Here is a 12,692-nt window from a genome sequence, read left to right as displayed (position 1 = left end):
GCGCAGAAATAAATAGATTGTGCAGCGTTGCGCCTAGACTGCGCTGACTGTAGAAGCGCGCCGACACGGCACATGGGCACGATGGTTCATCGCAACAATTTCGACTTAGTACGATTATTCGCCGCGGCTGAGGTCATGCTGACACACGGCGTCGCTCACCTGAAGCTGCCCATACCCGCCCTGTTAGACCAATTGCTGAACGCTTTTCCCGGCGTCCCGATCTTCTTTGTCGTTTCAGGGTTCCTAATTTCTGGCAGCTATGGCCGGCAAAAAGACATCCCATCGTACGCCGCCAGCCGTGTGCTGCGAGTCTATCCCGCCCTTTGGGTCAATTTGGCAGGCATCACGATTATGCTGGCCGTGGCAGGCAACCTCGCGCTGGAGCCCAGTACATTTCGGTTCTGGCTGTGGCACGTCGTGGCATTTGCTCTAGGTTCGGACTACCTGGCGTCAAACATCATAGGAGGCATTTTCAAAGGCGATGGCGTGTTTGGTTTCTACCCGTCGGGGGTTCTATGGACTCTGCCGATAGAACTGAGCTTCTACGTTTTGGCTCCCGTCATTTTGGGCAAGCGTTTGGCTGCGCGTGGATTAGTCGGGTTGTCCATCGCCTTCTGGGCCGCGGCCTCGCTTCTTTGTTTCTTTGCCATCAAGCGGGAGGGTGATTGGATCGTCTTCGTCGGCTTGTATCTCTGGATATTCTTGCTCGGTGCCGCCGCTCAAAGGTACTGGGAGCGCTTGGCTCCTTTGTTCGAGGGGCGCGCTGCTTGGTGGCTCATTGCGCATCTGGCATTGACCTTTGCAATCATCGCCAGCGGATCGTCGCCCGTCTATGTCTCGCCGCGGTGGTTCAATATCCTCCACACCTGCACCCTTGCGGGTGCAGCCTTATCTTGCGCGCACACGCTGCCAACGCTTTCCTACAAATTCCTGCGTAACCGAGATATTAGCTACGGACTATACCTTTGGCATATGCCGGTTTTTTGCACGTTTTGGTTGCAGGCTTGCTAGGAAGCTGGTGGTACTTCGTAACTGCGGTTGCCATAGCCGCTGTCATCGCAGATTTGTCGCGCCGCTTCATCGAAGAACCCGCCAGTGGGCTGAAACACAAACCGCGATCGACTCAATCGACCGCTTAAGAGGGCGTCCGCTTAGCTGCGTCGGTCACTGTCGACAAAAAATTGGCAACCATCTGTACGCATGCACAATGGTGATGCTGTATGGCGGACCTCCGATGGCGCGCTAGCCAATATACTGCCAGTGCGCCAAGTCCGGATTCTACGGCATGTCACTGTGATTGGATTCGTTCCAACCTGCGGCCGGTCAAATCACTATTTCAGCTTATATGATGCTCCAAAGGCCGCTGTCCGCAGTGCCTTTGTGTGGGCGTCGCCTGCCCCGGTTAGTTCTGGAATTGACATCGTCGTCGCAACCTTCACCGCTGCAGGGCCCGACCAACCTGACGACTTGTCTGGCCGGGTCTATTTGGGACAATTTTGGGACAAAATGCCGTACCAAGTCATAGAAAATCGTCTAGCGTAATGTCAGAACATGCTATACATATCAGTATGTTAGATAACTTAACCAACTGGCTAAATAGGGTCCGTTTTCGCTCCGAAGGCAGGGGTCATTGACTAGCCAGGGCACGCTTTATCCACTTCTGTAATCACAATTATTGCCATACGCTGCCGTCTGTCTCTGGTCGTAGTGGGACTTGGTGCGTGGTTGGCGGAAGCAGGAAATTGGTTGAGACCGAGAAGCTCTCAGCGAGGGTGCAGTCGCTCGTGGAGGCCAGTTTGGCCGACAATACACACCGCACCTATGGTAGTGCAATTCGGCTTTTTCGCTCTTGGTGCGCTGACCAAAGATGCGACGCTTTGCCCGCGACGGCTGAAGTGGTTGCTGAGTATATCGCATCGCTCATCGCCGCCGGCAAACGAGGTTCTTCAGTGAAGATCCACGCCTGCGCTATTGCGCATTTGCACAAGAGCAACGGGCATTGCAGCCCCACCGACAACTACCTTGTTAGGGCAGTTCTGCGAGGATCCATGCGTTTGCGCGGAGGCCTCGTTGATCAGAAGTTACCGGTGGTGGCCGCTAAATTTAAAGACATACTTCAGCACATTCCGGGAACGCTCAAGGGGCGTCGCGACCGCGCAATGCTAGCCTTGTGTTTTGCAGGTGCGTTGCGACGATCCGAAGTGGCCGCCCTACGCTTTGAGGACATAGATTTTTCGGAACAGGGTGCAACGATCATCATAAGAAAGTCGAAGACTGACATCCGTGGTTTAGGTACGCATATTGCTGTGCCCAACGGACCGTCGCTGCAGGCCGTGTCCCTATTGAAGGATTGGTTAGATGCGGCGAATATAACCAGGGGGGCAGTGTTTCGACCCGTCTACCGCAGTAGGGTGCTGCCCCGGACAGTTGAGCCACTGTTGGTTTCTCGCATACTAAAAGCCTACATGAAAAAGGCCGGTTTCGACCCAGCGCGATATGGTGCGCACTCGTTGAGGGCAGGTTTCATCACCAGTGCCGCAGAAGCTGGGGTCAGCTTGGATCGTATCATGGATCATTCAAGACATGTCGAGCCTAGGCACGTTCGAGCGTATGTTCGACGGGCAAATCTCTTCCAAGATCATCCCGGTGATGCGTTCCTGTAGATGTATGGTGACCCTGGAGCGCATGCACCAAGACCATTTAATGACGGAAATTTATCTAGCAATTTCAATCACGTAAGTGTTCGCAGTTTCATTCTGACCGGCGCGCCACACACTTTCAATGACATCCGACGCGCTCGTGCGGCTCGACCAGCCGGCGCAAGCTGTGGGCGCGGATCGGCCTTTTTCCGCGCCACAAGCCTTGGATCCGTTACTGTCGTTGGGCCGGCGCCGCTACCCTGCGGCAGGAATGCGGGCGACGACCTTGATCTCGAAATCGAAGCCCGCCAGCCAGTTCACGCCAATGGCGGACCATGCAGGATAGGGCGCCTTGGGAAAGATCGTGCTCTTGACCGCCAGCACGGTCTCGAACTGCTTTTCGGGATCGGTATGAAACGTGGTCACATCGATAATGTCGGAAAACGTGGCGCCGGCGGCGGTCAGCACGGATTCCAGGTTGCTGAATGCCAGCGCAACCTGTGCGGCAAAGTCGGTCTCCGGCGAACCATCCGGCCTGCTGCCGACCTGACCGGCAACAAACAGCAGGTCACCCGATCGGACGGCGGCGGAATAGCCGTGCTTTTCATAGAGGTCATGGCGACCGGCGGGAAAGACGGCTTGGAGCTGAGACATGATCATATCCTGTAAGAGGTGTTCTGGAACGGCGGGCGCCTGAGCCACGCGAGGGCATTGCGCATTCTAGATACGCAACGTATGTGAATACCTAGGGATGCGGGTGGCCTCTGTCAACTCACATACGCATCGTATATGAATGGAGTGCGGAATGGTGCGCAGGCGTCGCGTCGACACCATGGAAGAAAATCGGACCAAGCTGATCGCCGCGGGCCGCGCAGCCTTCGCCCGGTCCGGCTTTGCCGCGGCCTCGATGGATGACATCACCGCCAGCGTCGGGCTGACGCGCGGCGCGCTCTATCATAATTTCGGCGACAAGCGCGGCCTGTTCGCCGCCGTTGTGGCGCAGGTTGATGCGGAAATGGCCAGCCGTGCCCAGACTGTCGGCAGCGCGGCCGGTTCACGCTGGGACGGACTGCTGGCCGAGGGAGAGGCCTATATCGGCATGGCGCTCGACGCCGAAGTGCGCCAGATCGTGCTGCAAGACGGTCCCGCCGTGCTGGGCGATCCCTCCAGATGGCCCAGCCAGAACGCCTGCCTGGCCGTGACCCGCCAGACCGTCGCCCAGCTCATCGCCGATGGCGTCATCAAGCCTGTCGATGTCGAGGCGGCGGCCGGCTTGTTGAACAGCACGGCCATGAGTGCGGCGCTCTGGGTTGCCGCCAGCGATGCACCCGAGACCGCCTTGCCCAGGGCCATCGAGGTGTTCAGACACCTCGCCGGCGGGCTGATTGATCGTCCGCCGTTTGACTCTTAAATAGGACTATAATACTCAGCTTTAAAGCTTAAGCTGCCGGGGTGTCGGGATGTTTCATCCGAACATGGATGCAATTACCGAGGGCTTCGCCGTGATCGGTGATCCCAAATACCGCTCCTGGCAGGGCGTGCTGGCCGACATCTGGCATGTCGAGGCCAGGCCTGGCGCGGCCGGCGAATATCTCTCGCTCCATCCGCGTCTTTTTGTCGTGCTCGACGAAGCCCATGCCGGCTCCATCACCATCGACAGCGTTCCGGCCACCGCGCCTGCCGCACCGGCCCGGCTCAGTTTCATTCCCGCCGGCCTGCGCACCCGCTCCCATGTCGCCGCCGACACCAGGCTGCGCCATCTCGACCTGCATTTCGACATCCCCAACCTGGTGGCACGCTTTGCTGGTGACCTTGATGCCGGGCGCCTCGGCGTGCCGCGGCTGATGTTCGAGGACGAGCGCATCCTGGCTTTGGCGCGGCTGCTCGCCGCCGAATGCGTCAATCCCGGCCTGCATGATCTCTATGGCGACAGCCTGGCGCTGGCTTTGTTCATCGAACTGTTCCAGGTGCGCCGCGACACCGAGCGCCGGTCGGGGCAACTGGCGGCGCGGCGCCTGCGCCAGGCGGTCGACTATATCGAGGACAATTGCCTGCGCGCCATCAAGCTGGCCGAACTGGCCGACCTCGTGGGCCTGTCGCAATCCTATTTCAGTTCCGCCTTCAAGGCCTCCACCGGTCTTGCCCCCCATCAATGGCAGATGAAGGCCCGCATCGAGCGGGTGAAGGCGCGTCTGCTGCAGCCCGGTGCCAGCCTGGTGCAGGTCGCCCATGCCACCGGTTTTGCCGATCAGGCGCACATGACGCGGGTGTTCAAGCAGTTTGTCGGCGCCACCCCGGCCGCCTGGCTGCGCCAGCAGTCGCCGGACCTGTGAACAGACCGCAAAAACGTTCAATCCGCCCAAAGGACCGACAAACCAGCAGTCGATAGCTGAGTTAAACACTCACCTATTCTTTGACCATTCCTTGCCGTGTCCATATCGGGCGCGGGTGCCATTTGGGGGCTCCACGACATGACCATGATGCGCTATCGCGCCATCTCCACCCTGCTGCTGGCGACCACGAGCCTGCTGGCTCTGGGCGGCAGCGCCGCCTTTGCCCAGGCCCAGCCGATCGCCCTGGGCGAGATCGTCGTCGAGGCCGATGGTGCCGCCACTACAGCCATTTCCACCACCGCCGGCTCCAAGCTGGCCGTCGCCATCACCCGCGTGCCGCAGTCGGTATCGGTGGTGAGCCGCAAGCAGCTCGACAAGCTGCCGGGCGCCAAGGCCGATGAGACGCTGCGCTATACTGCCGGTGTGAACCCCTCGACCTATGGCACCGATGCCGACTTCGACTGGATCCGTGTCCGCGGCTTCCAGGCCGATCAGACCGGTATCTTTCAGGACGATCTGCCGCTCTATCAGTTCGGTTTCGGCTCCTTCCTCGTGGAACCCTTCCTGCTCGAGCGCATCGACGTGCTCAAAGGCCCGTCCTCGGCCCTTTATGGTGGTGCCAATGTCGGTGGCGTCATCAACTATGTCAGCAAGCGCCCCATGGGCGAGCGCCTGCGCTATACTGAGACCGGCATTAACAGCTTGGGCAACGCCTATGCGGGTTTCGATGTCGGCGATGCCAATGCGAGCGGCGATCTGGCGTACCGCCTGACCGGCAAGGTTTCCGGCGGTGGCTGGGAAACCAAGAACGCGTGGGACCTCAAGGGCTCATTGCTGGGCAGCGTCACCTGGACACCGGATGCCGCGACCGAGCTGACCGTCTATGGCCAGTACCAGAGCGGCACCCTGGATCACACCTCGACCGGGTTCCTGCCTTACGTCGGCACCGCCATGGATGCCGCCGGCGGCGTGCGCATTCCGCGCAACCTCAACTATGGCGATCCCAACTTCGATACCTATGATCGTCGGCAGGCCATGGTCGGCTATGAGCTTGAGCACGATCTGGACGATACCTGGACGGTCCGGCAGAATGCCCGCCTGGCCGGCGTCGCGCTCGACGAGCAATATCTTTACACCTATGGCAATCTCAACGCAGCCAACGAGCTCGATCGTGTCGCCTTCCGACACGATACGGATATCCTGACCTTCACCATTGATAACCAAATTGCCGGCACCGTAGACACCGGCCCGGTGGAACATTCGCTGTTGTTGGGTGTCGACTACAAGAACGTGGCCTTCAGCTCCGTCCAGGGTTCCGATTCAACCTTCAACAGCGCCGTCCGCGTGCCCCGCATCAATGTACTCAATCCTCAGTATGGCGTGGTGAGCCCGACTATCAGCACCTATGCCAATGACGATATCGCCCTGCGCCAGCTCGGCATCTATGCGCAGGATCAAATGCGCTTTGGCAATGTGATCGCCACGGTCAACGGCCGCTATGACCAGGTCGGCATCAACCTCGACAACAAGTATGCCGGGTCATCGTCTGCCTCCAACGAAGGCGCCTTCACCGGCCGCGTTGGCCTCGGTTATGAGTTCGACAATGGCCTGACGCCCTATGTCAGCTATGCGACCTCGTTCAATCCGACGATTGCAACCAATGTTGCCAACCAGTTGCTGCCAACCGAAAAGGGCCGGCAGTTTGAGGTCGGTATCAAATATGCGCCGACATCCATCGACGGCCTGATCACTGCCTCGATATTCAACATCAACCGAGACAATTTCGCCGTTGCCGATCCCTTGGTCTACGGCAAGTCCGTCGCTCTGGGCGAGGTCAACATGCGCGGCTTCGAGGTCGAGGGGCAGCTGAATTTCGATCAGGTTTCGCTGATGGGCGCACTGACCTACCTCGATGCCAGCGTGACCAACAGCAGCAATGCCGCCCTGATCGGCAAGTCGCCCGTGCAGGTGCCGACCCTTACCGCTTCGCTGGGCGTCGAATATGCCTTCAACGAGGCGTTTGAGGGTCTGGTGCTGGGCGCCGGTGTCCGCGTCCTCGGCGAGAGCTGGGCGGACGACAGCAACACCACCAAGCTGCCGACGACCACCCTGTTCGACGCCAGCCTGCGCTACGACAAGGACGATTGGGGTGTGTCCCTCAACGTCTCCAACATCCTCGACACCACCTATGTCGCCAGCTGCCAGAGCCTGACCGCCTGTGGTTACGGCGCCGGCCGCACCGCCAGCCTGAGCCTGCACAAGAGCTGGTAGATCCAGACCGGGCAGTACGGCTGTCGCACGAAACAGGGGACGGTCGCTGCGGCGGCCGTCCTCGCTTGCATATTACCGATGAATGGACCCCGCATGACCGCTTCTCGCCGCCACGGCCTTGCCCTCGCGACCTTTACCGCAGCGCTGCTCCCTGCCAGCCTGGCCTGGGCCCAGTCGGCGGCGCCCGGCACCGACCTGCCTTCGGCCATGCTGGGCGATCTGCCGCACGACCTCTCCCCCTGGGCCATGTTCATGGCCGCCGACCTGGTGGTCAAAGCGGTCATGATCGGCCTCGCCTTCGCGGCTCTGCTCACCTGGGTGATCCTGGTCGCCAAACTGCTCGAAATCGCCGGCGCCAAGGCGCGCGCCCGTGCCACGCTGCGAGCCTTGACCCAGTCCCGCACGCTCGACGAGGCCCTCACGGCGCTGCAGACCCGGCGCGGCGCCGGCATCACCCTGCTGCTGGCGGCGGACGAGGAGGTGCGGCTGTCCCAGGACGCACTCGATACCGCTGGCGGCGACGGCCTCAAGGATCGCATCGCCTCGCGGCTGCAGCGCCTGCAGGCCGCCGCCACCCGGCGCCTGTCGCGCGGCACCGGCATTCTCGCCAGCATCGGCTCGACCGCCCCTTTTGTCGGGCTATTCGGCACCGTCTGGGGCATCATGAATGCCTTTATCGGCATCTCCGAATCCCAGACCACCAATCTGGCCGTCGTGGCTCCCGGCATTGCCGAGGCGCTGCTGGCCACCGCCATGGGCCTCGTCGCCGCCATTCCGGCGGTGATCATCTACAATGTCTTTGCCCGCTCGATTGCCGGCTATCGCCAGACCCTGGCTGATGCCGGCGCCGCCATCGAGCGCCTGGTCTCGCGCGATCTCGACTACCGCACCCTGCCAGCCCGCAGCGAGCCGCGCTGATGGCTGGCCGCATCCGCGAAACGAGCGCTGACGACGATGGGCTGGAGGAACAGCACGAGATCAATGTCACTCCTTTCATCGACGTCATGCTGGTGCTGCTGATCATCTTCATGGTGGCGGCGCCGCTGGCGACCGTCGATATCAATGTCGATCTGCCCGGCTCGACCGCTACGGCACAACCGCGTCCCGACGAGCCGGTCTATGTCACCCTGCGCAAGAATCTCGATCTTGATATCGCCAATGACGCCGTCAGCCGTGACGGCCTCGCCACCGCGCTTGATGCCGTCACCGCGGGCGACCGGCAGCAGCGCATCTTCCTGCGCGCCGATCAGACCGTGCCCTATGGCGAGCTGATGGATCTGCTCAACCAGCTGCGCGCTGCCGGCTATCTCAGCGTCGCTCTGGTCGGGCTGGAGCTGGTGCCGCCAGCGCCGGCCGAGCCGGTCACCACCCCCTGATGCAGTCGGGCGAAACCATCGGCACCGCGCAGTTTGCCGGACTGACCGCGATCGACGCCGCGCGCTGGGCCTTCGCCCTTGTCGTCGTCGTCGCCGCCTTCGGTATGGGCGGCGTGCTGCTGACCCGCCACTGGGCGCCACCGACGGGCGAAGCCAGCCTCGCTGAGGCGTCGGCCATCATGCTGGAACTGCCCCCCATGCCCGAGCCCGAAGTGGCGATGGAGCCCGCTCCGCCCGAGCCGGCGCCAGAAATGGCCCCGCCAACGCCCGAGCCAACGCCCCCCGTCGCCCTGCCGGAACCGCCGCCGCCTGCGCCGGTCGAGCCCGTTGTGCAAGAGCCCCTGCAACTGCCGGAACCTATTGTCGAACAGCCACCGGAACCGGAGGTGGCTAAAGCCCCGCCCGAGCCCGAGCCGGAACCCGAGCCGGAGCCGGAGCCCGAACTATTGCCCGAGCCTCTGCCCGAGGCCAAGGCGCCTGCCGTGGCTTTGCCCATGCCGGCTACGATGTCGGCCGATCTGCGCCAGCGCCGCCTCGATACACCGGCCACGCCGCGCCCGCAGCGTCAGCCCGCGCGGCCAAAGCCGACCGCCCAGCCTGCCGCAACGCCTGCCGCTGCGCCGTCACAGGCTGTCGCCGCACCCGGACCGTCCCCCGAGCAATGGCAGCAGCAGGTGCTGCGCTACGTTGATCAGCGCAAGCTCTATCCGCGCGAGGCGCAGCGCGCCGGCCAGGAGGGCGTGGCCCGCATCACCTTTGCCATCGACAGCGCCGGCCGCGTGCTCTCGGTCAGTTTGGCCGGCTCCTCGGGCATTGCCGCGCTCGATCAGGCGGCGCTCGACACCGTCCGCCGCGCCTCGCCGCTCCCAGCTCCGCCGGCCACCATGGGGCAGGGCAGCCTGACCCTGACCGCCTCCATCCGCTTCACGCTGCGCTAGCACTGGTGCCAGAAATTACATGACAATGAGTGTCCGATTTATTAGCGTGCGGCCGAACTCGGAGATCACGATGCCCTTCCGCCGCCGCAGCTTTTTCTGGCTCGCCCTCGTTGGCCTCATGCTGCCTCTGCCGGCTTTGGCCCAGCCTGCCTTTCCGGCCACGCTGAGCCATGCTTATGGGCAGACAGTGATCGAAAAGGCGCCGCTGCGCATCGTTACCTGGGGCTGGGGCAACGAGGATGCCTTGATCGCTTTGGGCGTGGTGCCGATCGGCATGCCGTTCCAGTCCTATGGCGGCGGCGAGGATGGCGTGCAGCCCTGGGTCGATGAGGCGCTCAAGGCGCTGGGCGGGGATCGACCCCTGCTGCTCGACATGGCGGGCGAGCCGCCCATCGAGCAGATCGCCGCCCTGCAGCCCGACCTGATCCTGGCCGTCTATTCCGGCATCACGGCCGAGCAATATGCCCTGCTCAGTTCCATCGCGCCCACCGTCGCCTATAGTGGCGACGCCTGGACCACGCCCTGGCAGGATATTACCCGCACCATCGGCCAGGCCATTGGCAAATCCGCCGAAGCCGAGCAGCTGGTGGCCGACACCACGGCCTTCATCGCCGAGACGGCCGCTGCCCATCCCGGACTGGCCGGCACCAGCTTTGCCGGCGTCAACGATTATGACGGCGCGCTCGCCGTCTATGCCGCCGCTGATTCCCGGGTCAAATTCCTGACCGATCTCGGCCTGGTTCTGGCGCCCAGCGTCGTCGCCCTCTCGCCCCAGGATGGGTCCTTCTATTTCCCGGTCAGCTATGAACTGGCCGACTCCATCCAAAGCGACATCATCGTCACCTATGCCGAAGATCAGGCCATTGCCGATGCCTTCCTGGGCAAACCCTTCATCCAGAACCTGCCGCAATATCGGGCCGATGCCATCGCCGCTTTGGTCGGCACCGAACAGATCGCCGCCGTCTCCCCGCCCAGCGTGCTGTCGCTGCACTGGGGCCTGCCGACCTATGTCGATGTGCTGGCCAGGGCAGCCGGCAATGCTGCCACGCCTTGATTGACCGTCGACAGGGCAGGGGATTGGACAGGCGCATTTCGCTGCTCGCCGCGCTGGCTCTTGCCCTGCTGGCGGCGCTGCTGCTGTCGCTGACGCTGGGCGCGCGCCCGGTGCCGCTGTCCATGGTCTGGACGGCGCTCACCGCCTTTGATCCCGGCGTCATCGACCACACTGTCATCATCGACCTGCGCCTGCCCCGCACCCTGCTCGGGCTGGGCGTCGGCGCGGCGCTCGGCCTGGCCGGCGCCGTGCTGCAGGGCGCCACGCGCAATCCCCTGGCCGATCCGTCCATCCTGGGCATCCATGCTGGCGCCAGCTTCTTTGTCGTGCTCGGCATCACCCTGTTCGGGCTCACCGACCTGCGGCACTATATCTGGCTGGCCTTTGCCGGCGCGGCCTTGGCCACCGTCGGCGTCTATGCCGTGGCCTCGATCGGGCGCGACGGCCCGAGCCCGATCAAGCTGGCACTGGCTGGCGCCGCCGTGACCGCCGCGCTGACCTCGGTGGTCTCGGCCATTCTGCTCACCCAACCGACCACGCTCGATCAGTTCCGCTTCTGGCAGGTCGGGGCGCTGGCCGGCCGCGACATGGCGGTACTCACCCAGGTCGCGCCGTTTCTGCTCGTCGGCATCGTGCTGGCGCTGGCCCTCGGCCGCACGCTCGATGGTCTCTCCATGGATGAGGCTGTGGCAAAAGGGCTCGGCCAGCGCATCGGCCTTGGCCGCGTCCTGGCGGGCCTTTCCGCCATCATCCTGGCCGGCGGCGCCACCGCCGCTGTCGGCCCCATCGCCTTTGTCGGCCTCACCGTGCCGCATCTGGCGCGCGGCATGACCGGCCCGGCCTATCGCTGGATCCTGCCCTTTTCTATGCTGCTCGGTCCCATTCTGCTGCTGGCCGCCGATGTCGTCGGCCGCCTCGTCGCGCCGCCCGGCGAGGTGCAGGTCGGCATCGTCACCGCGCTGATCGGGGCCCCCTTCTTCATTGCGCTGATCCGGCGTCGCAAGCTGGCCGAACTCTGATGGCCATCACCGCACAACGCGATACCGCCGCCATCCGGCAGATCCGCCACAACCTGTCGCGCCATACCCGGCGGGTCTGCCTCGCCCTTGCCGCCATGCTCCTCATCGCCTTTGCTTTGGCCCTGGCGCTGGGCGATTATCCCGTGCCGCTGCCCGACCTCGTCGGTGCGCTGCTCTCGCCGCTGACAGGCGTTACCAATCCGGGCATAGACTTCATCGTCCTCAGTGTCCGCCTGCCGCGCGCCCTGCTTGCCGTCCTGTCGGGCGCCGCCTTTGCGCTATCGGGCGCCATCTTCCAGACTCTGCTGCGCAATCCGCTGGCCAGTCCCGACATTATCGGCATTTCCCAGGGTGCCAGCGCCGCGGCGGTGTTCTGCATCATCGTGCTCGGCTGGAGCGGCACGCCGCTGGCCCTCGGCGCTCTGGCCGGTGCCTTTCTGACGGCCTTGGCCATCTATGCCCTGGCCTGGCGCGACGGCGTTGGCCCCTATCGTATCGTGCTCATCGGCATCGCCATGGCGGCAATCCTCTCCGCCTGCATTGCCTATCTCTTCACCCGCGCCCGCCTGACCCAGGTGCAGGAGGCGCTGACCTGGCTGGTCGGCAGTCTCAATGCTGCCGGTACCGCGCAGATCGGCCCGCTCGCCCTCGCGCTCGTCGTGCTGGTACCGGCTGCCTTGCTGCTGTCGCGCGCCCTCTTTGTTCTGCAGCTGGGCGACGATACCGCCCGGGCCCTGGGCGCTCGGGTCGAGCTGACCCGGCTGGGGCTCATGCTCACCGGTGTTGCACTCGCCGCGTTTGCCACCGCTGCCGTGGGGCCTGTTGCTTTCGTGGCCTTTGTCGCCGGCCCGATTGCGCGCCAGCTGCTTGGTGCCGGCCGCCCCGTCCTGCTGCCCGCCATGCTGGTGGGTGCCATCACCATGCTGGGCGCCGATCTCCTCGCCCAGCATGCCCTGCCGGCCACGCAGTTGCCCGTCGGCGTCGTCACCGGTCTGTTCGGCGCCCTGTTCCTGATCTGGCTCCTGATCAGCGCCAACCGTGCCGGCAACCTCTAGCCATGGA

At 63.4% G+C, this 12,692-nt stretch carries 12 protein-coding genes; 11 read left to right on the top strand and 1 reads right to left on the bottom strand.

The window, feature by feature from the left end; translation table 11 throughout:
• The first annotated feature begins 72 nt into the window (after window positions 1–72).
• Together GDR53_RS05795 and GDR53_RS05790 are read left to right on the top strand one after the other, a co-directional pair.
• Window positions 73–1,011, top strand: coding sequence for an acyltransferase family protein (locus GDR53_RS05795; protein ID WP_193337129.1), 939 nt, complete (start codon window positions 73–75; stop codon window positions 1,009–1,011).
• Window positions 1,012–1,796: 785 nt separating this feature from the next.
• Entirely contained in the window at window positions 1,797–2,663 is an 867-nt protein-coding gene (locus tag GDR53_RS05790; RefSeq protein WP_193337128.1) for a site-specific integrase, read from the top strand.
• A 231-nt stretch (window positions 2,664–2,894) separates the two neighbouring features.
• Here GDR53_RS05790 and GDR53_RS05785 read toward each other — a convergent pair whose 3' ends face one another.
• Complete coding sequence (locus GDR53_RS05785) at window positions 2,895–3,293, bottom strand: RidA family protein (protein WP_193337127.1); 399 nt, start codon at window positions 3,291–3,293, stop codon at window positions 2,895–2,897.
• A gap of 151 nt (window positions 3,294–3,444) precedes the next feature.
• Between GDR53_RS05785 and GDR53_RS05780 the strand changes: the two genes are divergently transcribed.
• The 9 genes from GDR53_RS05780 to GDR53_RS05740 all read left to right on the top strand — a co-directional run bounded on the left by GDR53_RS05780 (window position 3,445) and on the right by GDR53_RS05740 (window position 12,685).
• Window positions 3,445–4,050 carry a TetR/AcrR family transcriptional regulator gene (locus tag GDR53_RS05780; RefSeq protein WP_193337126.1) on the top strand — a complete coding sequence of 202 codons (606 nt, stop codon included), beginning with the start codon at window positions 3,445–3,447 and terminating at the stop codon, window positions 4,048–4,050.
• Between the two features lie 64 nt (window positions 4,051–4,114).
• On the top strand, window positions 4,115–4,972 hold the full coding sequence (locus GDR53_RS05775; protein WP_232846742.1) for a helix-turn-helix transcriptional regulator: 858 nt from the start codon (window positions 4,115–4,117) through the stop codon (window positions 4,970–4,972).
• A gap of 138 nt (window positions 4,973–5,110) precedes the next feature.
• Window positions 5,111–7,243 (top strand): TonB-dependent siderophore receptor, encoded by a 2,133-nt coding sequence (locus tag GDR53_RS05770; protein ID WP_193337124.1) that lies wholly within the window; start codon window positions 5,111–5,113, stop codon window positions 7,241–7,243.
• Window positions 7,244–7,336: 93 nt separating this feature from the next.
• Window positions 7,337–8,161: a tonB-system energizer ExbB gene (exbB, locus tag GDR53_RS05765; protein WP_408639786.1), complete on the top strand. Its 825-nt coding sequence runs from the start codon at window positions 7,337–7,339 to the stop codon at window positions 8,159–8,161.
• Window positions 8,161–8,619, top strand: a complete 459-nt coding sequence (gene exbD / locus GDR53_RS05760; protein WP_193337122.1) for a TonB system transport protein ExbD — start codon at window positions 8,161–8,163, stop codon at window positions 8,617–8,619. Before exbB ends, exbD begins: the two co-directional genes overlap by 1 nt.
• Window positions 8,619–9,557: an energy transducer TonB family protein gene (locus GDR53_RS05755; protein WP_193337121.1), complete on the top strand. Its 939-nt coding sequence runs from the start codon at window positions 8,619–8,621 to the stop codon at window positions 9,555–9,557. The genes exbD and GDR53_RS05755 overlap by 1 nt, the downstream gene beginning before the upstream one ends.
• 70 nt (window positions 9,558–9,627) lie before the next feature.
• On the top strand, window positions 9,628–10,611 hold the full coding sequence (locus GDR53_RS05750) for an iron-siderophore ABC transporter substrate-binding protein (RefSeq protein ID WP_232846741.1): 984 nt from the start codon (window positions 9,628–9,630) through the stop codon (window positions 10,609–10,611).
• Between the two features lie 23 nt (window positions 10,612–10,634).
• Window positions 10,635–11,630 carry a FecCD family ABC transporter permease gene (locus GDR53_RS05745; protein ID WP_232846740.1) on the top strand — a complete coding sequence of 332 codons (996 nt, stop codon included), beginning with the start codon at window positions 10,635–10,637 and terminating at the stop codon, window positions 11,628–11,630.
• On the top strand, window positions 11,630–12,685 hold the full coding sequence (locus GDR53_RS05740) for a FecCD family ABC transporter permease (protein WP_193337119.1): 1,056 nt from the start codon (window positions 11,630–11,632) through the stop codon (window positions 12,683–12,685). Before GDR53_RS05745 ends, GDR53_RS05740 begins: the two co-directional genes overlap by 1 nt.
• Window positions 12,686–12,692 lie beyond the last annotated feature (7 nt).

The sequence above is a fragment of the Devosia beringensis genome (assembly GCF_014926585.1).
In the GTDB taxonomy this organism is placed as follows: Bacteria; Pseudomonadota; Alphaproteobacteria; order Rhizobiales; family Devosiaceae; genus Devosia; species Devosia beringensis.
This window is presented reverse-complemented; position numbering and strand designations above follow the sequence as displayed.